Here is a 22,796-nt window from a genome sequence, read left to right on the forward strand (position 1 = left end):
GCAATTGCTGTATTAAAGATCGTTTAAGTAGTTGTAAATATGGCCAAAATCCTGGGCGATCGCCGCAGTATTACTAGAGTCCAAAATTGGTACATGTACAAATATGCATTTAGTCGGCAGTTGGCGATCGCGGATATGTTTCAGCACTGAGTAATAAAGCCAGTTACATACAAACTGTCCAGCATCATTGCTAATGTCGGTAAACGATAGCGGGGCAACTAATGCCGCCAAATCAACGTTGGTATTAAGCACCTCAGCTTGATTTTTGCCGTTCGCTTCGATCGTTAGTCTGGCTCTAGATTCCGCCATGCCACAGCAAATTATAGTTCTGGGCACCAGTCGATCGATCTGCTCAACCACCAGTTGGGGCGATCGTTCAAAACAAACGGGCATCTGCCTCAGCAATTTTGCCTTAGATAGATTAGCAATGCAGGTAACTTGTTGGGCCAGGATTAAATCAAGTAGGTCGTCGGAGGAATTAGACGGCTGCTTTGGCTTCCAGGTGGTAAATGAGGTGATCAATGTTTTGGCCATGCCTGATCTCCTGTGCTTGATTGCTATGCTTGCTTACTACACGTGATTATTAGGCGGAGCAACTAAAATTGAACAGAGCAAACGATCGATTAAATTTTATAGCTACAAACTTTGCTTTTATTCTCGACCATAAATAATCTCAAATCCCATCGCTCGCGCGCAATCATAATGCCCTGATTGTAAAACTTGTAGGCGATTGCCATGCTCCCACAGGTTTGCTAGCACTAACGAAAAACCCCTGCTATTTTGCAAGCAAAGGGTAATTAAATGATCTCGTTAAGAGCTGAAAGATGCGAGGCCGTACAGTAAATAATTAAATATCGAGATCAGTAATATTCAACTTTGGCCCATAGGTTTCAATAAACTCCCGGCGGGGAGCCACCTTATCACCCATCAAAATCGTAAAAATCCGCTCCGCTTCAGCCGCATCCTCGATCGTAATTTGCTTCAGGGTGCGCGTCTCTGGGTTCATCGTGGTTTCCCACAACTGCAAAGGCATCATCTCACCCAAACCTTTAAACCGCTGGATCGTATAGTTAGCATTCTCTGGGAACGAACTTAGAATTTGTTGCAACTCTCGATCGCTATAGCAATATTGATGACTACGACCTCGCTCTACCTTGTACAAAGGAGGACAACCAATATAAATATTGCCCTGTTCCACTAGTTCGCGTTGATAGCGATAGAAGAAGGTGAGCAACAGGGTGCGAATGTGCGCCCCGTCAACGTCAGCATCAGCCAGCAGAATAATTTTGTGATAACGCAGTTGGGAAAAGTCAAACTCTTCGCCACGAATACCCATGCCAATACTGGTGATCAGGGCTTGAATTTCGGCGTTTTTATAAATCTTGTTGTCATCAGCCCTTTCAATGTTCAGTACCTTACCGCGCAATGGCAAGATCGCTTGGAAATGCCGATCGCGCCCCTGTTTGGCACTGCCACCCGCACTATCACCCTCAACAATGAACAGTTCTGATTCAGAAGGATCGCGGGAACTACAATCCGCCAGCTTACCTGGCAAGGTAGACGATTCCAGCACCGACTTACGCCGCACTAACTCACGGGCACGGCGCGCAGCTTCCGCTGCATTATAGGATTGCAGTGCCTTTTCAATAATCGTGCTTGCTACCTGGGGATTAAATTCAATAAACTCATTCAGCACTTCACCCACAAATGAGTCCACCGTGCCACGCACTTCCGTATTACCCAGTTTGGTCTTGGTCTGTCCTTCAAATTCTGGCTCCGGCACCTTGACCGAAATTACCGCAGTTAAGCCTTCACGCACGTTTTCACCAGCCAGATTAGAATCGCTATCTTTGAGCTTTTTAAGCTTACGGGCAGTGCTGTTGATCGTGCGGGTTAAAACTGTTTTCAGCCCCTCTAGATGCGTACCACCATCAACGGTGCGAATATTGTTGGCAAATCCAAATACATTATCGCTGTAGGAATCAATGCACCACTGCATTGCCACTTCGATCTGGATATCATTGCGCTCACCCTTGATATAAATAATCTCTGGGTGCAAGGCTTCCTTATCGCGGGTCATATAGGACACATATTCACGAATCCCACCATCATATTGATAGGTTTCGACCTTATCGGTTTCGCCGCGCCGATCGGCAATTTCAATTTTGAGCCCCGCATTGAGATAGGCCAACTCACGCAACCGGCCAACCAGGATATCGAATTCAAACTCGATCCCAGTCGCAAAGATCATGGTATCGGGCATAAAGCATACTTTAGTGCCGCGCTTTTGTTTATCCTTGGCGGTTGAAACTTCTAAATTACCGATCGGAATGCCCCGTTCGTAGCGCTGTTGATGCAACTTGCCCTGCCGCCAAACGCTCACTTCTACCCACTCAGAGAGGGCATTAACCACCGAAACCCCAACCCCATGCAAACCGCCAGATACTTTGTAGCTGTTGCCATCAAACTTACCGCCAGCATGGAGTACAGTCATGACTGTTTCCAATGCCGATTTACCCGTGCGCGGATGCACATCCGTAGGAATACCCCGACCGTTGTCGGTTACTGCCACCGAGCCATCCGCCAATAGCTCGACCAGGATCGTGTCGCAATAGCCACCCAGGGCTTCATCAACACTATTATCAACTACTTCATAAACCAGGTGATGTAGTCCCTTGGGGCCGGTAGAGCCAATGTACATGCCGGGGCGCTTGCGGACTGGCTCTAAACCTTCTAATACCTGAATATTATCGGCGTTATAAGTCTCTGGGGCGATCGTCTTTGCCATAGTTTTGGTCTACTACTTATTTATCAGCAAGTAATGGTTAATTGGGGATATGTGGGAGTGAGAATTGGATCTGAATATTTTAAGTGTAAGGATTATTAAGTATGAATACTCGTAGTTCTGATGGTTTAGCTTTGATGATTGGATATGAGCCTTAGACCTTTAATCCTAAAAACTTCAAATCTTAAATATCTGTTTTAAGCGCACCTGAGGAGCTTTTTGAGCTTGAAAGCAAAATTGCCATCCTATTATAGCTTAAATAGCTCTCAGCGTCATTTTGGCGTGAATGGCGTAATTTTTGCGCTTCGATACAACTATGTCAAGGGCTAAATCTTTTTGCTTGCTTGTTTGTGGTTTGACTGGGCGATCGCCAAATTAGTGAGATAGTAATCGGTCAAATGAGTATACACTATATCTCTGTTATTTGTACGTATATCGATCTTAACAGGCTTAAATTTATAGCGCTTAGTGAGGAATTTTGTTAATCTTAATTCATGGATTTGCGAAAAAATCTCAAATTCGATGATTAAGGAGAAGATCTATGCTGATTGAGTTTACGGTTGGTAACTATAGGTCTTTTAAGGAAAAAGTCACGTTTAGTATGGTGGCTGCACCGATTACTGCCCAATACCCAAAACTGGATGAAAATAATGTTTTTGCAGTTGACGACAAGCTCAAACTGCTCAAAAGTGCTGCGATCTATGGGGCGAATGCAAGTGGTAAGAGTAACTTGGCAAAAGCTCTAAATTTCATGAAATCTCTCATCCTAAATTCCTCCAAAGAAACTCAGAGCACAAGCAACATATCTGTAGAAAACTTTAGGCTTGATGAAGAATTTGTTTCTAAACCTTCTCTTTTTGAAATAGTTTTTCTTATGGATGCTCAGCAATATAGGTATGGATTTGAGGTTAATCCCAAAGAGATCGTTGCTGAATGGCTTTACTATGTGCCTTCTAAAAGAGAGACTAAATTATTTACTAGAGAACTAGATAAATTCAATATTGCAAAAAAGTATGATACTGAGGGGAGGCAAAAACTTACAAGACAAAACGCTCTGTTTTTATCAGCTTCCGATCAATTTAACCTAGACATTGCAAGCAGAATACTTGGGTGGATAAAAATCAACCTTAATATAATCTCAGGTTTATCAGATGAAGATTATTTGAATGTCACTCTTAAATGTATAGAGAATGATACCAATAAAGCAGAAATTATCCAGCTTATTAAAAACTTAGATTTGGCTATTCATGATGTAAGAGTTGAACAAGCTGAATTTCCAGTCGATGCGCTTGCCCCATTTCTCTCAGATGATTTTAGAAAACATATTAAAGATAGTGAAAGCCATAAAACTCCTTTTGCAATTACTTTACATAGGAAATTTGATAAGGAGAAAAAATTTACTGCTCTTGAGCAATTTATGCTCCTTAATCAAGAATCTGAGGGAACAAAAAAGATTTTTGCCTTAGCAGGTCCACTCGTTGATACTTTAAAAAAGGGCAAGGTATTAATTATCGATGAATTTGATGCAAGGCTACATCCATTGATTAGCAGAGCGATCGTGGAGATGTTTAACTCTAACGAAACTAACCCTAATAATGCCCAATTAATCTTTATGACCCATGACACTAACCTGCTAGACAATCGCCTATTTCGTAGAGATCAGATTTGGTTCACTGAAAAGGATCAGTACGGGGCAACTGATTTGTACTCCCTGGCGGAATATAAAGTGCGCAAAGACGCTTCTTTTGAAAAAGACTATATCAAGGGCAAATACGGGGCGATCCCCTATCTCGGTGATCTTAGCAACTTGATTGAATCACATGGCTAGAGGCAAAAAGACAGCACGTGGCTATAAAAATAGGACTTATGACACAAAGGAAACCAGAAAAAGCTTTTTGATTGTGTGTGAAGGGACAAAGACAGAGAAAAACTACTTCGAGAGTTTTAAGCTCAAAATTAAGGCTGAAAATTTTAATCTTAATGTCAAAGGTTTAGGGAAAGATCCACAAACATTAGTTAGAGAAGCTCTAAATATCAAGCAAGCAGAGGAAAAGAAAGGCGAGGAATATGATCAAGTCTGGTGTGTATTCGATCGAGATTCCTGGACTAGCGAAAATTTCAATAATGCCCTACAAAATGCAAGCATACATGATATACAAGTTGCCTATTCCAATGAAGCCTTTGAGCTATGGTACATATTGCATTTTGAATTTTTAAACACTGGTATTCCGCGTTCAGATTATAAAAACAAATTAAAGAATCATTTGGAGTATAGCTATAAGAAAAATAGTGATTCAATGTATGAAGAGCTGCTTAATAAGCAAGAAGTTGCGATCGCAAATGCAAAAAGGCTTCTTAGACAATACAATCCAACTGATCCAGAAAAAGACAATCCCTCAACCACAGTACATTTGCTAGTTGAGGAATTGAACAAAAACTTACCAGGTCAGAACAAATAGTCTTTGCTTAAGCACTGACTTGACCAAACGGCACGGTTAGCTTTTGGATCTGTTTAACCAGCAAACTCAAGAACAAGCCCACATCAGTGACCACGCCCACCGATTCCACCGAGCCACGATCGCTCAGTTTGGTTACCACCGCCGGGTTGATATCCACACAAACCATGCGAACTCCAGCCGGAGTCATATTACCCACGCCGATCGAGTGCAGCATGGTGGACAGCATCAGGATCATATCGGTGCCTTTGATTTGCTCGGCATAATGCTGTTGCGCCGCGATCAAATCCATATGGGTATCGGGCAGGGGGCCATCATCCCGGATCGAACCTGCCAGCACATAGGGCACCTTATTTTGCACACATTCATACATGATGCCCGATGGGATCGCACCCGCCTTAACTGCTGCGTCAATACTGCCATAGCGCCGCACCATATTTATTACTTTCAAATGATGCCGATGGCCGCCATGTACACTCACCCCCCGTTGCAGGTCAACGCCCAACGAAGTACCCATCACCGCCTGCTCAATGTCATGGACAGCGATCGCATTGCCGCCCAGTAGCCCATGCACATAGCCTTCGCGGATTAAATAGGCTAAATGGGGCGCACCACCGGTATGTACTACCACTGGCCCCGCCGTTACCATCACCTTGCCACCCCGATCGCGGATCTGGCGCAATTCCCAGGCGATCTGCTCAACCACCAGTTCTACCCGCCGCTCACTGGATACACCCGCACCCATGAACGAAAATTCTTCTTTTTGCTTTTTATCTTGATCCTTAGGGCGCACCAGGGTACGAATGCCATCAACGCCAACCACAACCCGATCGCCCTCTTGTAAATCTCGTAGTAGCTTACATTGAGCCGACTTAGCCGCAGCATCAACCACGATCGCACCATCCATGCGCTGAGCATCGCAGCGAATCCACTCACCACCAACACGCACATCGGTGGGATAGATATTGGTGACATAGAAGTCATCGGGGGCAACCCCAGCCTTAGTGACCACTTCCAGGATCGCATCGGAGGCATCCTGCTCTGGAATCGCTGCCCCCATGTCGATCAACTGACTCATGATGTCTGACATCTTGTCGTGGGAGGGCGCTGAAACCTTGATTTGAGCGTTAGAGGTACTGTTTTTCTGAATCCCCAGTTTGAAATCAAGCACCTGGAAGCTACCACCATTTTCGACCACCAAGTCCAGAGCGCGGCTGACAATGCCGGAATCGAGCAAATGGCCACTCATCTCGACGACTCGGGATTCCAGGGCGATCGCTTCTTTCTTCAGCGGTGCGATCGGTTCAGTGATTCGCAAGGTCAAACACTTGGCTGCACCACCTGCTTTCAAAAACTCAGTTAATGGTGTTTCAATCACCTTAAATCCTGCTTCAGTCATTCTGGCTTTGAGGCGATCGCTGGCCTTGTTCATGATCACGTTTTGGCCAACGTTGACAGCGTTACAGGCAAAGTTCACCGCATCCGCTTCATCGATCGCAATCCGTTTTGCTGCCGGGACGCGCATTTCAATGATGTGATTGGAATAGGCATCAAACGCGCCGGGATAATAGAGTAAATAGCCGCCCGTGAGTGGACAGAAGCAGGTATCGAGGTGATAAAAACGGCCATCTACCAACCGCAGCGAGAGTACTTCAATATCCAGCCACTTAGTAATATAAGGATGGGAATCCAACTCCGATCGAAACCCGTAACCAGCCCAGAGCCAGCGACCTTCCCGATCGAGCAGGGCATCTCCTGCCCCCTCAAAGGGTAAATCTTGGGGCAATTCAAACACATGACAACCCTGGGACTCGAACCAAGCCTTGAAATGGGGCTCTTCGCCCTGGCGCTCTTTGTGCATGAAGCGGCTGAGCACTACGTTGTTGCCCAGAATCAAGCCGGCATTAGCGGTAAACACCATATCAGGCCAACCCTTGGCCGGTTCCACGAGCTTGACGGTGGCCAGGTCTTTGAGAATGCCATACAGGCTATGCCATTGCTCGCGGGCTTTGTCAAAACTAGACCGATGGACATTACCTTCCATCCAGGGGTTGATCACGTAGTCTACGTCGTAGTGTTCAGGGGAACACATCAAAAAGCTAATGTCGGCGCTCATAAATGCTTAACTGTTGCTGAAGTGTTGAATTGCTATTAGCTCTGGTTCGGCTTGAAAAGCTTACTCCTCAATTTTGCTTAGTTGGCAACTTGCGGCATGAAAGTCTGCGCGTTAGTTAAGCAGTTCGATCGCTGATCAAAAGCCCTTAATCAATGCGATCAGTTGCCCTAAATCTTGCTTTGCCCTAACCAGGTAATAGGCTGTGCTTATCAAAAATACCACAGTAAGCGATCGCCGCTTTCACCTTATATTTTCGCTGTGTCAGGGTTTGTCGATATCTTGGAAAGTAATCGTTGGTAGTCATGCAGAAGTAAGGATAATGGGATAGAAGATACAAAAATTCTCTCTCATGGATACATCTAAGCTAACTTGTCCAAGATGCAATTCACTCAAAATTGTCAAAAATGGCAAAATTCACAACGGTAAACAAAACTTCAAATGTAAACAATGCAATAGACAATTTGTAGCCAATTCTAAGAAGAAATATATCGCTAATGAGACTAAAGCTCAAATCGACAAACTTCTGCTAGAGAGGGTTTCACTCGCAGGTATTGCCAGAGTTGTAGGTGTATCACCAAGATGGCTACAGCAATATGTTAATCACAAATATGCTCAAGTGCCCCAACAAGTGCAGGTACAGGCTAAAAAAAAGGGCACTTAACCATTCAAATGGATGAGCTGTGGTCTTTTGTAGGCAAGAAACGAGTCAAGGTTTGGGTTTGGTTAGCTATAGATGTTAATACTAAGGAGATCGTAGGAGTGCATATCGGGTCTAGAGATGAGGTTGGTGCTCAAGGATTATGGCAGTCTTTACCACCCGTTTATCGACAATGTGCGGTTTGTTACACTGATTTCTGGCGTGCCTATGCTCAGGTAGTTCCGAGTATGCGTCATCAACCAGTGGACAAAGGTTCAGGCTTGACAAACAAAATTGAGCGATTTAATTGCACTCTTAGGCAAAGAGCTTCAAGACTGGTTCGCAAATCTCTTTCTTTCTCGAAAAAGTTAGCTAACCATGTTGGCGCTATCTGGTTATTTGTGCATCATTACAACTCATCCTTACTTGTATAGCACTACCTAATCGTTATAGATCCAGGCCGTATTCTCAGTAGAAAGCTATTGATACTGTCTTTAAAACCAAAAAACACTAAAATTACTATTGCCTTAATATCAAAATTGCTGCTCAGCTTGTTTGATTAAATTGGGTGTAAACCAACCCTTGGTTATGAGGAAGTATGCTTGCCATTGCGGATCTTCTAAATTCTGGTGCAAGATATTGGCTAGGTTGAGCAGATTCTTGTGAAAAATTGAACTGCTCAGGATATTAAGTGTCATCGCTACATAACACATTGGGGCGAGAAAGTTCATATATCACCTTAATGGGTGACGAAAATAACTAAGCTAAACGGCAAACTTAAATGACTTTGTCTTGAGTATATATAACTAGTTGCCGATCGTGTTCGAATAAAGCGAATAAAGTCCAAACAAGATTGCCTCAGCGATCATAACCAGCACAATTACTATACTTAGGCGATTGCTATTATCAGACTCAAAATAACAGCCCTTCATACATCCTCATTATTTAATGTGGCCAGTGCCTTAGATGCTCAGGACAGCAAGAAAACCGCAATGGGGAACTTCGATTATGCTTTCTAAATTTAAAGCCAGACTAATGTTAATCGTCGGCATGGCGGCGATCGTAACAATTAATCCGGCGGTTAGGGCGCAGAATATTGAATTCCTGACCATTCTGGACGAATATACACCAACCTTATTGTCAGAGAGGTCAGACGGCTCAACTATATCTGACTGGATTTGGTTAAATGGCCGTCCTACCTTTAAAATCGCTTCCAATAGTAGAGAGGCGCTAGATCAGAGAGTTGAGGTTGTCCAGGAAAATCTCGATCGTATTTTTCAGGATTACCTGCGCCAGCAAACCGATGAATTAAATATAGAAGTACGCGATTCGAAGGGTTTAAATGTAATTTATGTCAACGATGCATATCTGATGAGTGTGACTGCTCTTGATGCAGAAATCATGGGCATTGACAATGCCATACTTTCAGAAATTCTCGTTACCCAAATCAAGCGGGAATTAATTCAGGCTAAAGCAGAAAGAACCATTGAGGCGCTGCCAGACCAAACTAAAGAGGCGGCAATCACCCTGCTTGTAGCCTTGGTTCTCAGTGCTGGTTTAACGATCGGGCATAAGAAGTTAAAACGATCGATCGATCCGCATAGCAATTCACCAAACTTGCCAACTCCGCCAGGGAAAGCGATTGGCTCGATTCATAAACCAGATCGCAATGGTAATCAAAGCAATGGTCAGACGCATATTGCTGAGCAGGGCCCGATCGATGAGCCCAGTAATTCCGAGTTGGATTATTTGCAACTAGATTATTTCCGGTTCGATCGTCTCAACCAGAACGGCGAGTCAAAGCAAACTACAGAGAGAAGAACGACCGAGGATGAAGAAACTTCCGCGATCGATAATTTGGCTGAGCATTCCAGTGCAGCCGTTCCTGTCAGAACAAATCATGCTTTGAAACATGCATTGCAAGATCGCTCTCGGCAAAATATTGGCAAGTTAGTAACAAGAGTTTTCCAACTTGCTAATGCCAGTATCTGGGGTATAGCCGGCTTGCGGATTCTCAATACATTTCCCCATACCCGCGTAATGATTCCGTTCTTGCTCAAAATTGTAAGCACGCCATTGCGAATTGGTGGCGTAATAATCTTGTCTTATTTTGCGATTAGACTCAGTTATGTCTTAATCGATCAATTTATTAGCATCTTGGTTAATGAAGTATCACTGCAGAATACCAGCAGTTCCCAACGGTTGCGGATGCGTCTTTCTACGGTTTCTCAGATTATTAAAAGTATCTCTACGATCGCTGTGCTGGTAATTGCCTTCTTGATCACGTTGATGGTCTTGGCGATCGATATTGCCCCAATCCTGGCTGGCGCAGGTATTATTGGTTTTGCCCTTTCCTTTGCCTCCCAGAATCTAATTCGTGATGCGATCAATGGCTTTTTTATCATTCTCGAAGATCAGTATGCGGTCGGTGATGTGATTGTGGTGGGTACTGTTGGTGGTTTTGTGGAGTATATGAATCTACGCATTACCCAGTTGCGGGATACTGAAGGCCGCTTGATTACAATTCCCAATAGCGAAATTAAAATTGTGGCGAATCATTCTAGCCATTGGTCGCAATCGGATATTTTTGTGCCGATCGCCTATGGATCTGATGTGGACAAGGCTTTGGCTGTGGTTGAGCAGGTGGCACTAGAGCTTGCCAATGATGATCACTGGGGTACATATATCTATGAGCAGCCAAATATCCTGGGTGTGGATGACTTCAAGGAGAAATGCTTACTAATTCGCCTTTGGATCAAAACCCAACCGCTGAAGCAGTGGGATGTGGCGCGGGAGTATCGCCGTCGGGTTAAAATTGCGCTGGAACAAGCGGGCATCCCGATCCCCATGTCACAGCAGGAAATCTGGTTTAACAATTCTAGTGATGTGATGGCTAATCTCAATCAGGCCAGTGGATATTTAGCAAAGCAGGGCGATCGCTATGGGGTCAAGCATAATTGAATCGATAACTGGCAAGATACTTTCCCCTAGCAATGAATGCTGAAATTTGTAGTAGGCAGTTACTAAAAAATTAGACATGTAAAATGTGGATAATATCCAGATCGTAGTATCAAACTGGCAAAGCGATCGCGCCATCATTGAACAGATCCGCCGTCAGGTTTTCCACCTGGAGCAAGGCGTTGCCACGGAACTAGACTTTGATGGCGAAGATGCAACGGCAACCCAACTTCTGGCTTTCTATGCAGGGCAGCCTGCTGCAACCACCAGAATCAGGTATTTAAGTCTTAACTTTGAGCATGAGTCTGAGCATGAACCGGAATCACAAATCGCCAAGATCGAGCGCCTTGCCGTATTAACCACATATCGTCGTAAAGGAATTGGCAGTAAACTAATGCAAGCAGCGATCGAGGTAATCAGCGATCGGGGCATTAAGCAGGTCAAGATCCACGCTCAAGCATATGTGGCTAAGATGTATCTGCAACTTGGTTTTGAACCCCAGGGCGAGGAATTTTATGAAGCGGGGATCGCCCATCTAGAAATGTATAAGTATCTGTAGAGCTTTGTGAGAGTGATTAAGAAACACTAGATCGAGGAATCATGCGCCTACCTCTGCCCCAATATGAATCGCGCGATCGCCAACCCAACCACATCGCCGAAGTGATCGAAACCTCGACCAACATGTATGTGGCGCAATGCTTGGAACCAGAGGATCTGAGGTTTCCGACTATGCCCGCGTTTGGCAGTTGGCTAAAAACCGGCGACACAGAGAGCCAACGAACAATTTATGGTGTGGTGTGTCATGGCACCACATTGCCGATCGATTCGGTGCATCGAGCCAGGGCGCTGGGCATGTCGATCGATGAGCTGCGGGAACAACAACCCCAAATTTTCGCCATGCTTAAAACCGAGATCAGAGTAGCCCTGGTCGGGTTTAGAAATGACGCTAATGCGATTGATGTAAAACAAAGCCGATCGGCAACTATATTTCAACATTTGCCCGCCCAACCGCCGCAAATTCACCAGGCTGTCTATGCCTGTAGTGCGAACGAGGTGGATGTCTTCACCGATGAGTTGTATTTTCTGCGCACAATAACCCAATTAGGCGGCGTGCCCGTAGATGAATTAGTGGCAGCGGTTTTGCGGCAAGTATATCGTTGTCGGGGCCTAGACCGCGATTGGCTGGTGCAAGCGGGGCGCTATCTGAGTATTTTGCTAAAAGATGACTACGATCGCCTCAGTGCAATTCTGGCGCAGGTGCATGTTTAGCATGAGAGCGCAATAGAGCAGGTGGCGATCGCCAAAGCAGATATTTTAATTTTGGAATTGCAGCTTAACTAACTAAAGCAATCCCGCTTGACTGAGGCCAAGGATCATACCTGCGCCGAGTAAATGCCCAAAACTAGCTGTGGCTAGTAGTTCTGGCAATCCAAACCCTTCAAACATGCCTGGTACTTCAACTGGCAAAGCTGGGCCAACACCACGATTTTTAATCGCATAGCGCCCGATCGAAATGACGAAGAGATTGCAGGTAATCATAATCAGGGCTACATTGATCGACCAGACTGGCGTAACGGGGGCAGTGGCAAGAATTAGGTGGCTTAGCATAGAGTTTATATAACCTTTTAACGTTGATCTATCAATATAAGTCAATTCTTATGACACATATCGTAAGGTGATTTACCGCTAATAGGTATTTAGTCTCAATGTAACTTAACGATAATTTGCCCTGCCTGAAAAATACCGACTTAAAATATAAACCAGGGCTTAGCTTGATGTGCGATCGAATATTATTAACTAAATCGCGCTGATGTAAAGCGATCGGGCGATCGCAATCGATCTTGAATATCTTAAATATGCAAACAAAATTAATCATGGTTGGGGATTCCAGCCTCTGGCTAGTTCCAGACTCAGTCCGTTGGCTACATATCTGGATAACCTCAGCTAGAAGTAGCGATCGCTACATTTTTTTTGCCTAAAAGCGGCAATGTGAATTAAGGCTAATAATATCGATAAAAGGCATCAGGTATAAGCAAAATGCATTTTGACAGCTATGATCCGGGCGATTTTTATGATGAGCTTTATGAAAGTAAGGGCAATCCCAGGCAGGAAGCAGCGCAGCTAATTGAGCGGATCTGCCAAATGTCGGCGGATGAATTAGGCCTGCGATCGCAGGAAGCTCGCAATGCCCTGTTTAAGCTGGGGGTCACCTTTAGTGTTTATAGCGATGGTCAGGGGACAGAGCGGATCTTGCCTTTTGATATTGTGCCCAGGGTGATTTCAGCGCAGGAATGGAGCACACTGGAACGCGGTTTGAAACAGCGCATTTATGCTTTGAATTCTTTTTTATGTGATATCTATGGCGATCGCAAAATTATTAAAGATGGCCTGATTCCACAGGAGTTAATTGAATCCGCCACTGGTTATCTCAAACCCTGTGAGCAGATCAAACCACCTCAAGATATCTGGTGTCATATTACGGGCACTGACCTGGTGCGCGATCGGGATGGTTCCTGGTATGTGCTGGAAGATAATCTGCGCTGCCCATCGGGGGTGTCCTATGTGCTGGAAAATCGCCGGATCATGAAAAGCACCTTTCCCCAAGTGTTCCAAACTTTGAATATTCGGCAGGTAGAAAAATATCCAGGGCGATTGCTGGAAACCCTGCTCAACCTCGCCCCACCAGGATTACCTGATCCAGTGGTGGTAGTGCTAACCCCAGGAATCTATAATTCTGCGTACTTTGAGCATTCTTTTCTGGCTCAGCAAATGGGTACAGAATTGGTGGAAGGAGGCGATCTGGTGGTGCATGATGGCTATTTAAAAATGCGCACCACCAAAGGATTACAACGGGTTGATGTAATCTATCGCCGCATTGATGATATTTTTATCGATCCGCAGGTGTTTCGAGCTGATTCGTTATTAGGCATTCCTGGCCTCTATGAAGTGTATAAGGAAGGAAGAGTGGCGATCGCTAATGCCCTGGGTACTGGTGTAGCCGATGATAAGGTGATCTATGCCTATGTACCGCAAATGATTAAGTATTACTTAGATGAAGAGCCGATTTTAAACAATGTGCCCACCTATTTATGCTGGGAAAAAGAACATCAATCCCATGTGTTGGAAAACTTAGACAAACTGGTGGTTAAGTCCGCAGATGAGTCCGGTGGTTATGGCATGTTGATCGGTACTCAGTCTACGGCGGCAGAACGCTCTGAGTTTGCCGATCGAATCAGAAGCAATCCCCGCAAGTACATTGCTCAGCCAACTTTGTGTTTATCACGGGTGCCCACTTTGATCGAAAATCAAATAGAGGGTTGCCATGTGGACTTACGTCCCTACATCCTCTACGGCGAGGATATCTATGTAAATCCCGGCGGTTTGACGCGGGTGGCGCTGAAGCGTGGCTCGCTGGTGGTCAACTCCTCCCAGGGTGGTGGTAGTAAGGATACCTGGGTATTGACTAATTAAAAATAATTAGTAACAAAATGATCGCCTGAAGCCATCTGTCCAGACCAGAGCTTGAGCATTTTAGCCTATAAATTACATCTATGCTGGCCATAGATTATGGGGATCGTGGTAAAGACGTAAGTATCTTTCGCTAAAGACTTTAGGGTTAGTTCCTATTTTCTAGCTGGATGTTATTAAATGTTTAGAACTGCTGTTATCAGGTTGTTTATAAGTTGAACGATCTGGTTCTTAGCCAATCCAACATATCAACTTTAACTGATTAGTTTAGTTGTAAATAGTTGGTTTATCTATCTTGCCGCATCTATATGGAAGAATCTCATCAATGTTTTGATATGGGTATAATTACTCCTGGGATCACTGGTGATTGTACTTATTAGCTGACATTGATTTGCCTATAACTAATCGGCGATCGCCCTCATTCAGTCTTCAACTAATGGAACAAAAAGTTACGAGTCATAACAAAATAATTAGATTACTTAATCAAGAATGAGATAATATCAGTGTCCATAAAAACTGAATATTATCTTACTTGACATGAAAAGATTAACTAAAAAATGCTCATTATGTAATTACTACGAATCGAATGGTAGGAATATTGGTTACTGTCGATTGCTAGATGCACCAGTACAGGGGAATCTGGAAGTATGCAGTCGTGCAAACATCGGGTTTAAGCCAGAACAATGCCTTATTCTCAAAAAACCAGGACAGCAGGATTCATACTTGAAAATTAGCAGCAATGGCGATCGGGTTACTTATTCACCTGACAACCATTGCCAAGGGGAGATTATGGGTTCGATCGCTGACTTTCAAGTTCAAGTTATGGAAGAAACTTGATCGCCAAATTACTTACTAAACATTGGTTCGAGCAAAACTTCAATCAAAACTTCAATCAAAACTCAGTCAAAAGCGATCGCTCATGAAACAATGGGGGGCAAGCGATCGCCAATCATAACAAGTTAGGAGTTAGTTAGGAGTTATCCAAATTTGCCAAGCTCAGCTAAGAGCCAACTCAGGCAAGTTCAAGCTATAAAGCTTGTGGGGGGGATTAAAACTTGATCACTGGATGACTGGATGACTGGATGACTGGATGACTGGATGACTGGATGATCAGATTCAGATATTGTTCTCCTCCACAAAGAACTAATGTTAGGAGAAAAGACTGGTTAAGTATTTATACTTTGTAGCGGTTGAATCAGCGCTGAGCATGATTTACCGCTATTATTTTTTTTGCATTTGCACTCAATATTCTGTATTCAATATTTAATAACTTTAATCACTATGCTAAGTCGTGTTGCCGACTCAATCTATTGGCTAAATCGCTACATCGAACGGGCTGAGAATGTGGCTCGGTTTGTGGATGTAAATTTAAAATTAATGCTTGATATGCCCACCAATATAGTGCAGCAGTGGGACCCACTCGTGGCGATCACTGGCGATCTGCCGACTTTTCAAGAGCGCTATGGTGATGCTACGGCTCGGAATGTAATTCACTTTCTGACCTTCGATCGTGAATATCATAATTCGATTATTACCTGCCTGCAGGCGGCCAGGCAAAATGCCCGATCGGTACGCGAGATTATTTCTTCGGAAATGTGGGAGCAAATCAATGAGTTCTATTTGTTTGTTAAAGATGCGCCGCCCGATCAATCTCAAGCCCAAATCCAAGATTTTTTTAATCAGGTCAAGCTCTACAGCCATCTGTTTCAGGGCTTGATGAATGCAACGATGGCTCATAATGAAGGCTGGCATTTTGGCCAGATGGGCAGATTAATTGAGCGGGCAGACAAAACCTCGCGCATTCTGGATGTGAAATATTTTATTCTGCTGCCTTCACCTGAAGCTGTGGGCAGCACGATCGATGAGATCCAATGGATGGCGCTGCTTAAGTCTGCCAGTGCCTATGAAATGTATCGCAAAAAAGCACATCGGATTACGCCTCCTGGGGTGGCTAAGTTTTTGTTGCTCGATCCTGAATTTCCCCGCTCGATCTATTTTTCGTTATTGCAGATGGAGCGATCGCTGCATAAAATCACCGGCACGCCGATGGGTAACTGGAGCAACTCAGTGGAGCGCCAGGTGGGGCAGTTGCGATCGGAGCTGGAGTTTGTGTTGATCGATGAAATTTTCCAATCTGGGTTGCATGAGTTCCTCGATAAGCTACAACAAAGACTAAATGGGATTGGTAATTCGATCTATCAGGATTTCTGTGTGCTAGAAGCGATCGCCTGAATCTAGTTCTTTAGGTAGTTAGCAGGTTTAGCGTTGATTTGAAAACTGCTAAATAGCCTTTTGACAATGATTTCAATCTTTTCATGTTGGAGACAAAGTTTAAACTTCAAAACATTGACCGATCGGTTTAGGTTGTGTTACTCTTCTTTTATGGTTAAACACGAAAAGACATGACACGCGGACCGGCTAAGCAATTTGACACCGAAAAAGCCTTAACCAAGGCAATGGAAGTGTTCTGGGCACGTGGCTACGAAGCCGCTAGCTTGTCGGAATTGCTCAAACAAATGGGGATTGGCAAGAAAAGCTTGTATGACACCTTTGGCAACAAGCGATCGCTTTTCCTTAAGGCGCTGGAACATTATGTCCAAATAATTGTTAAACCACTTTGCGAAATTTTGTCTGCCTCTGGCTCACCGCTCGCTAATCTTAAGCAAGCTCTAAAGGCTCAGCAGGAGATGAATAGCCAGCCAGGTAGCCGAGGGTGCATGATCGGCACGAATATTGCTGATTTTTGTATCGAAGATGAAGCAATCGCCAAGGTTTTACGAGGCTATTTAAAACGTCTGGAAGATAATTTCTGTGACACAATTAGCCGCGCCCAAAAGGCTGGTGAAATAAGCACAAAAGTGGATGCCCGTGACCTGGCTCGATTATTTATATCTACTACTCAAGGCATGGTATTAATCGGACGTATTCTTGATGATAAAACCATGCTGGAAAGCACAGTCAATGCAGCGATCACACTGATCGAAAAGTAGAATATTTTTTTTGCCAAAATATTGACCGATCGGTTTAAGTAATCCACAATAACCATAACTTCCATAATTCAAGCATTCAAACAGTCACATACGAAAAAACAGGAGACAGGAACTATGAACAAGCTAGCTAACAAAACTGCGGTAATTACTGGTGGCACTAGCGGTATTGGCTTTGAAACTGCAAAATACTTCATCGCCGAGGGAGCCAGAGTAATTATTACCGGGCGTAAGGAAGACACCCTCAAAGAAGCCGCACAGCAATTGGGTGAAAAGGCGATCCCCGTAAAGGCAGATGTGCGATCGCTTGCGGATCTCGATCAGCTAGCAAATCAGGTTAAAGAGCACTTTGGTTCCCTAGATATTATCTTTGCCAATGCTGGGGTTGGCTATTTTACCCCCCTCGAAGCAGCAAACGAAGCATCCTATGACAACGAATTTGATATCAATGTTAAGGGCGTATTCTTTACGGTGCAAAAGCTGGTGGGTCTTTTGAACAGTGGCGCTAGCATCATTCTCAATGCTTCAGCTGTCAATGCCAAGGGAATGGCAATGGGTAGCCTCTATTTTGCTGCAAAAGCCGCAGTGCGATCGTTTGCCCGGAGCTTTGCCGCCGAACTTGGTTCTAAAAATATTCGGGTTAATTCTCTCAGCCCTGGGATTGTGAGAACTAACTTTGAGAAAAAGCTGGACTTGCCCGATGGTGCCTTTGAAGGCTTTATTAATACCGTGGTTAACTCGGCTCCATTGGGGCGTGCTGGCAAGGTGGAAGAGATCGCTAAGGCGGCTACTTTCCTGGCTAGTGATGATTCTTCCTATATGACCGCAACCGATATGGTGGTTGATGGTGGCTGGATGAATGTCTAGTATTTTCGGCCATGTTTGTAGCGGGATCACGATCGCTCAATCGCATCAGACATAGTTAGTTTTAGCCTGTTGGAGCAATATTCATCCCATCAATTTAAGTTAATCAATTAATCAATAATCATTACGATCGCTCTTTGCTCAACTGGTATGGGCTGGGCGATCGTTCTTTTTGGCTGGTGGCTAGGGACTAGTGGCATTTGAAACAATCTAATTAGGGGTATTAATGCTACGAATTGAGTAATTTAAAACATTGCTAGATCGGCATGTTTAAAGGACAGATCGCAATTTCTGTAATGTGTCTGCAATAATCGCCGAACATGCCACCTTAATAAATTACAATTGCCTAATGTAGTTAATTAGTTAATGTAATAGAGCCTATTTTGCCTCGATCGCAACCTTAACCAAATGCCGATCGCCAAGAGGTTAATCGGACAGTCCCTAGGATTGATAAATTTTATGACCAGTGGATATCTAGCCCTTGTTCTTCATGCCCACCTCCCCTTTGTACGCCACCCCGAAAGTGATTATGTTTTAGAAGAAGAATGGCTCTATGAGGCGATCACTGAAACTTATATTCCCCTGCTCAAAGTATTTGAAGGATTGCATGCAGATGGGGTTGATTTTAAATTAACCATGAGCATCACGCCGCCGCTACTGTCGATGCTGCGTGATCCCCTGCTTCAAGAGCGCTACGATCAACATTTGGCACAGTTGCAAAAGCTGGCGGAGCGGGAAGTTGAGCGCAATCACTTTAATGACCATGTGCGCTACCTGGCGGAATATTACGTTAAAGAATTTGCCGAGGTGCGATCGATCTGGGAATCCTACCATGGCGATCTGATTGGGGCACTGAAAAAATTTCTGGATAGCAATAATCTTGATATCATCACCTGCGGTGCTACCCACGGCTACTTTCCACTGTTAAAAATCAATCCAGAGACAGTGTGGGCACAAATTAAGGTGGCTGCCGAACATTATGAGCAGGAATTTGGCCGATCGCCGAATGGGATGTGGATTCCTGAATGTGCTTACTACAATGGCTTAGAAGAACTAGTTGCCGATGCTGGGATTCGTTACTTTCTGATCGATGGTCATGGTGTGTTGTATGCCCAACCTCGCCCCCGTTATGGTACCTATGCGCCGATTTTTACAGAGCCCGGGGTGGCTGTATTTGGCCGCGATCATGAATCCTCCCAACAGGTCTGGTCGTCTGAGTTGGGTTACCCTGGCGATCCCACCTACCGCGAGTTCTATAAGGATTTGGGGTGGGAAGCAGAATATGAATATATCAAACCCTATGTGATGCCCAATGGTCAGCGTAAAAACACTGGCATTAAGTATCACAGAATTACTACCAGGGGCGCAGACCTGGGCGCTAAAGAATATTACGATCCCTATTGGGCGAGGGAAAAAACCGCCGAACATGCGGGTAATTTCATGTTCAATCGCCAGCATCAAATCGATCATCTATGTGAGACTATGGGGCGCGAGCCGATCGTGGTTTCTCCCTATGATGCGGAGTTATTTGGTCATTGGTGGTATGAAGGCCCCTGGTTTATTGACTATTTGATGCGCAAGGCCTACTACGATCAGAATGCCTTTGAAATGACTCACCTGTCTGACTATTTGCAGGCTCATCCTCAGCAGCAGGTAGCCCGTCCAGCCCAATCGAGCTGGGGCTACAAGGGGTTCCATGAATATTGGCTCAACCACACCAACACCTGGATTTATCCCCATTTGCATAAGGCCGGTGAGCGGATGATTGAGCTAGCGCGGCGCGAAAGTGCCGATGAATTGCAAGAACGAGCCTTGAACCAAGCGGCCAGGGAATTACTCTTGGCGCAATCTTCGGACTGGGCGTTTATTATGAGTTCAGGGTCAATGGTTCCCTATGCGGAGCGTCGCACCAAGTCCCATTTATTGCGGTTTAATAAGCTCTATGAATCAATTACGGCCAGCCAGATCGATTCCGGGTGGCTAGAGAAGGTGGAATATATGGATAATATTTTTCCGCAGGTTGATTATCGGGTCTATCGAGCTAAAAGCAGTTGATTTGTTGATCTATGCTGTGGGGCGATCGCTGCTCTCTCTGCCTGATTAATCTTCAATCATCGGCACCGTATGGGAAAATCATTTTCCTAATCAATGGGAGTTGAAATTATTAATAATAATTTGATGGTTCGATCAAAAATAGCAATCGCTAAGGTCGCACCCGATTTTTTAGACGATTTCCGAAACTTTATATCCGCTAATCATATCTTCTTACAGATTTATCGAACGCATTCCTATTGAGAATTTAAGGCATCACTTTACCTCAAGCTGCTCCTTTGAGTCCGATTGATCTGAATCAAGATTACGATCGCCATTGGGCTGAGCCTTGAAATTATTAACATCAGGATTATTGGGATCAGGTTCGATCGCCCCGCGCTTCTGCCAGGATTGCTGCTCCTGCTCAAAATCTGCCGCCAAACAAGCTTCTTGCAAAATCGAATCGGGCATTTCCTCAATCAAGCCGGTTTGGGCAAACTCCGCATAGGCATCGGCTTCGATCGCCAGCATTTCCTCTTGCAGCTTGAGTTTTTCAATATTTAAAACCTCTGCATTGATTAATTGGGGATATTTTTCTTGCAGATCATTAATTTGCCCCTTCACCTGGTTTAGCTGACTACGCACGATCGCCAATTGTTGATCATAGAGATCGCCATCTATTTCTAGCTCGCGGCGCTCAGTGTGTAAAAATCTGAGAATACGATTGAGGGCAATCCGTTGCACCAGGGCGATCGTATATTTTTTGCGAAAAATCTGGCCACTGATCAAGCCCAATTTTTCCACCAGCGCTTTAGTGGTCAAGCCCTGAAATAGCAGGGTAAACAAAACGATCCCAAACACAATATTAATTACCTCATCGCGGCCCACAATCAAAATCGGCACACTCAACGCCAGGGCGATCGAAACCGAACCACGCAGCCCACCCCACCACAGCACCGTCATATCGCGCCAGCGGATTTCCGATTGCACCAGCAAATTGCTCAGATAGCCCAGCCCATAGATGGCGATTGCTCTGGTTACCAACACCGCACCGATCGCCACCAAGATCGAAGGAGTATAGGACATCAGCCGATCGACATGAATTTGATCGCCAATCAACAAAAACACGATCGAATTGACAAAAAAGGCCAGGAAATGCCAGAACTCGGTCACAATCTGGCGCGTGCGCGGTTTCATCCCCACCCTGGAGCCATAATTACCCAATACTACGCCGGCGGTAACCACACCGATTACACCAGAACCGCCCAGATTCTCAGTAATTAAATAAGCACCATAGGCTGTGAGCAGGGTCAGCGATTGTTCCACCAGGGGTAGGTCAAACCGCTGGGTCAGATAAGAGATACTAAAGCCAATCAGCAACCCTACGGCAATGCCAATGCCCGCAAATACTAAAAACTGCGCGATCGCTGTCGGCACGGTTAGTTCTGTGACCCCCAGTGACAATCCCAGCAGCGAACCAAAGGCAACCACGGCCACGCCATCATTAAACAAGCTCTCGCCTTCCATCAGTGTCGAGAGGCGTTTTTCGGCGCCGATGTCCTTAAATAAAGCAATCACCGAAACTGGATCAGTGGCCGAGAGGCTGGCTCCCACCAACAGGGCGATCGCCCAACTCATGCCGATCAAATAATGCAACGCAAAGCTGATCCCCACGATCGAGATCACCACCCCAGCGATCGCATAGAAACAAATCGGCACAATATCGCGGCGGATTTCACGCCATTGCAAGTTCCAGGCCGCCTCAAATAACAATGGTGGCAAAAATACCACCAGGGTGAGGCCAGGAAACATGGTCACCAACCTGACATCAAGCAGTGCCAGCACCAATCCCACAATCACCAATAACAAGGTATAGGGAATTTGGCGAAGCCACTCAAACATCCGCGAAGCCGTGGCCACGCTCATGGAAACTGTGAGTACCAGTAAGAATTTCTCGATCCCTTCTTCTAAATAGGCAGATCCATTGCTGGCAAAGCTTTCCATAGGTCAATTTTAAAATTTAAGCTTGATTGATTTTAGTTCAGGTTTTACAAGGATTGAGCAAGAATTACTTCAGTGCAATGCGAATGTGATGCAAATGCAATACAAGCATAATGAGAGTAAATAGCTCTGAGCATAGTCGGTGCAGCTAGCCAAGTATATGCCAAACTTATGTCAGCGGATCTTGATCGGGTGATCAAGCCCAATGTCTATGACCACATACTCAATCTCGATCTCAATCTCAACCTGACCAACTAAGGCTAATTACATCATATTGATTTGTCATCTCACCATACCGAATCTAATTATTGAATTACTGCTAAGTTAGCGACTGTATTATTAGTTCTAAATTATTAGTTCTAAATTATTAGTTCTAATCAGCGAGCTTGCACAACGATCTTAAAAACGATCTTAAAAAAGTAGACAATATCGATCGCTACTGGAAATCTTGGCTTATTCTATAGGCTTGGTTGGTAATTTGCAGATTAGGTGG

18 protein-coding genes are annotated in these 22,796 nt (G+C 44.7%); 12 read left to right on the forward strand and 6 right to left on the reverse strand.

Annotation, left to right across the window (positions count from 1 at the left end):
- Window positions 1-12: 12 nt before the first annotated feature.
- Together PSE7367_RS08010 and gyrB are read right to left on the reverse strand one after the other, a co-directional pair.
- The gene (locus PSE7367_RS08010) at window positions 13-534 is read right to left on the reverse strand and encodes a pyroglutamyl-peptidase I family protein (protein ID WP_015164869.1); all 522 of its coding nucleotides are present in this window, start codon (window positions 532-534) and stop codon (window positions 13-15) included.
- 313 nt (window positions 535-847) lie between these two features.
- Window positions 848-2,788 (reverse strand): DNA topoisomerase (ATP-hydrolyzing) subunit B, encoded by a 1,941-nt coding sequence (gyrB, locus tag PSE7367_RS08015; protein WP_015164870.1) that lies wholly within the window; start codon window positions 2,786-2,788, stop codon window positions 848-850.
- Window positions 2,789-3,326: 538 nt separating this feature from the next.
- On the opposite strand from gyrB, the gene PSE7367_RS08020 reads away from it, so the two are divergent.
- Together PSE7367_RS08020 and PSE7367_RS08025 are read left to right on the forward strand one after the other, a co-directional pair.
- Window positions 3,327-4,613 (forward strand): AAA family ATPase, encoded by a 1,287-nt coding sequence (locus tag PSE7367_RS08020; RefSeq protein WP_015164871.1) that lies wholly within the window; start codon window positions 3,327-3,329, stop codon window positions 4,611-4,613.
- Window positions 4,606-5,244 (forward strand): RloB family protein, encoded by a 639-nt coding sequence (locus tag PSE7367_RS08025; protein WP_015164872.1) that lies wholly within the window; start codon window positions 4,606-4,608, stop codon window positions 5,242-5,244. Before PSE7367_RS08020 ends, PSE7367_RS08025 begins: the two co-directional genes overlap by 8 nt.
- Window positions 5,245-5,251: 7 nt before the next feature.
- On the opposite strand, the gene argZ is transcribed toward PSE7367_RS08025, so the two are convergent.
- Window positions 5,252-7,357: a bifunctional arginine dihydrolase/ornithine cyclodeaminase gene (argZ, locus tag PSE7367_RS08030; protein ID WP_015164873.1), complete on the reverse strand. Its 2,106-nt coding sequence runs from the start codon at window positions 7,355-7,357 to the stop codon at window positions 5,252-5,254.
- A 349-nt stretch (window positions 7,358-7,706) separates the two neighbouring features.
- On the opposite strand from argZ, the gene PSE7367_RS21535 reads away from it, so the two are divergent.
- Window positions 7,707-8,428 (forward strand): IS1 family transposase gene (locus tag PSE7367_RS21535; protein WP_156800356.1). Its coding sequence is split into 2 segments (ribosomal slippage): window positions 7,707-8,013 and window positions 8,013-8,428, totalling 723 coding nucleotides; the frame shifts between segments, so codons are not numbered across the junction.
- Between the two features lie 99 nt (window positions 8,429-8,527).
- Here the strand turns inward: PSE7367_RS21535 and PSE7367_RS08045 are convergent.
- Window positions 8,528-8,692, reverse strand: a complete 165-nt coding sequence (locus tag PSE7367_RS08045) for a hypothetical protein (protein ID WP_198013452.1) — start codon at window positions 8,690-8,692, stop codon at window positions 8,528-8,530.
- 310 nt (window positions 8,693-9,002) lie between these two features.
- Here PSE7367_RS08045 and PSE7367_RS20315 point away from each other — a divergent pair, with 310 nt between their 5' ends.
- The 3 genes from PSE7367_RS20315 (at window position 9,003) to PSE7367_RS08060 (ending at window position 12,221) form a co-directional block, all read left to right on the forward strand.
- Window positions 9,003-10,955, forward strand: coding sequence for a mechanosensitive ion channel family protein (locus PSE7367_RS20315; protein ID WP_015164875.1), 1,953 nt, complete (start codon window positions 9,003-9,005; stop codon window positions 10,953-10,955).
- An 85-nt stretch (window positions 10,956-11,040) separates the two neighbouring features.
- Window positions 11,041-11,511, forward strand: coding sequence for a GNAT family N-acetyltransferase (locus PSE7367_RS08055; RefSeq protein WP_015164876.1), 471 nt, complete (start codon window positions 11,041-11,043; stop codon window positions 11,509-11,511).
- A gap of 41 nt (window positions 11,512-11,552) precedes the next feature.
- Entirely contained in the window at window positions 11,553-12,221 is a 669-nt protein-coding gene (locus PSE7367_RS08060; protein ID WP_015164877.1) for a hypothetical protein, read from the forward strand.
- Window positions 12,222-12,293: 72 nt separating this feature from the next.
- Here the strand turns inward: PSE7367_RS08060 and psaK are convergent, their stop codons facing one another.
- Window positions 12,294-12,560, reverse strand: coding sequence for a photosystem I reaction center subunit PsaK (gene psaK / locus PSE7367_RS08065; RefSeq protein WP_015164878.1), 267 nt, complete (start codon window positions 12,558-12,560; stop codon window positions 12,294-12,296).
- 429 nt (window positions 12,561-12,989) lie between these two features.
- Here psaK and PSE7367_RS08070 point away from each other — a divergent pair, with 429 nt between their 5' ends.
- The 6 genes from PSE7367_RS08070 (at window position 12,990) to PSE7367_RS08090 (ending at window position 20,326) form a co-directional block, all read left to right on the forward strand.
- A complete protein-coding gene (locus PSE7367_RS08070; RefSeq protein ID WP_015164879.1) occupies window positions 12,990-14,423 on the forward strand; it encodes a circularly permuted type 2 ATP-grasp protein in 1,434 nt (477 codons plus the stop codon).
- Between the two features lie 534 nt (window positions 14,424-14,957).
- Window positions 14,958-15,257: a hypothetical protein gene (locus PSE7367_RS21895; protein ID WP_015164880.1), complete on the forward strand. Its 300-nt coding sequence runs from the start codon at window positions 14,958-14,960 to the stop codon at window positions 15,255-15,257.
- A 444-nt stretch (window positions 15,258-15,701) separates the two neighbouring features.
- Complete coding sequence (locus PSE7367_RS08075) at window positions 15,702-16,652, forward strand: alpha-E domain-containing protein (protein WP_015164881.1); 951 nt, start codon at window positions 15,702-15,704, stop codon at window positions 16,650-16,652.
- Window positions 16,653-16,822: 170 nt separating this feature from the next.
- The gene (locus PSE7367_RS08080) at window positions 16,823-17,410 is read left to right on the forward strand and encodes a TetR/AcrR family transcriptional regulator (protein WP_015164882.1); all 588 of its coding nucleotides are present in this window, start codon (window positions 16,823-16,825) and stop codon (window positions 17,408-17,410) included.
- A gap of 114 nt (window positions 17,411-17,524) precedes the next feature.
- Complete coding sequence (locus PSE7367_RS08085) at window positions 17,525-18,274, forward strand: SDR family oxidoreductase (protein ID WP_015164883.1); 750 nt, start codon at window positions 17,525-17,527, stop codon at window positions 18,272-18,274.
- Between the two features lie 456 nt (window positions 18,275-18,730).
- Window positions 18,731-20,326: a glycoside hydrolase family 57 protein gene (locus PSE7367_RS08090; RefSeq protein WP_015164884.1), complete on the forward strand. Its 1,596-nt coding sequence runs from the start codon at window positions 18,731-18,733 to the stop codon at window positions 20,324-20,326.
- A 252-nt stretch (window positions 20,327-20,578) separates the two neighbouring features.
- On the opposite strand, the gene PSE7367_RS08095 is transcribed toward PSE7367_RS08090, so the two are convergent.
- Window positions 20,579-22,306: a cation:proton antiporter gene (locus PSE7367_RS08095; RefSeq protein ID WP_015164885.1), complete on the reverse strand. Its 1,728-nt coding sequence runs from the start codon at window positions 22,304-22,306 to the stop codon at window positions 20,579-20,581.
- Window positions 22,307-22,796 lie beyond the last annotated feature (490 nt).

It is taken from the genome of Pseudanabaena sp. PCC 7367 (assembly GCF_000317065.1).
In the GTDB taxonomy this organism is placed as follows: domain Bacteria; phylum Cyanobacteriota; class Cyanobacteriia; order Pseudanabaenales; family Pseudanabaenaceae; genus Thalassoporum; species Thalassoporum mexicanum.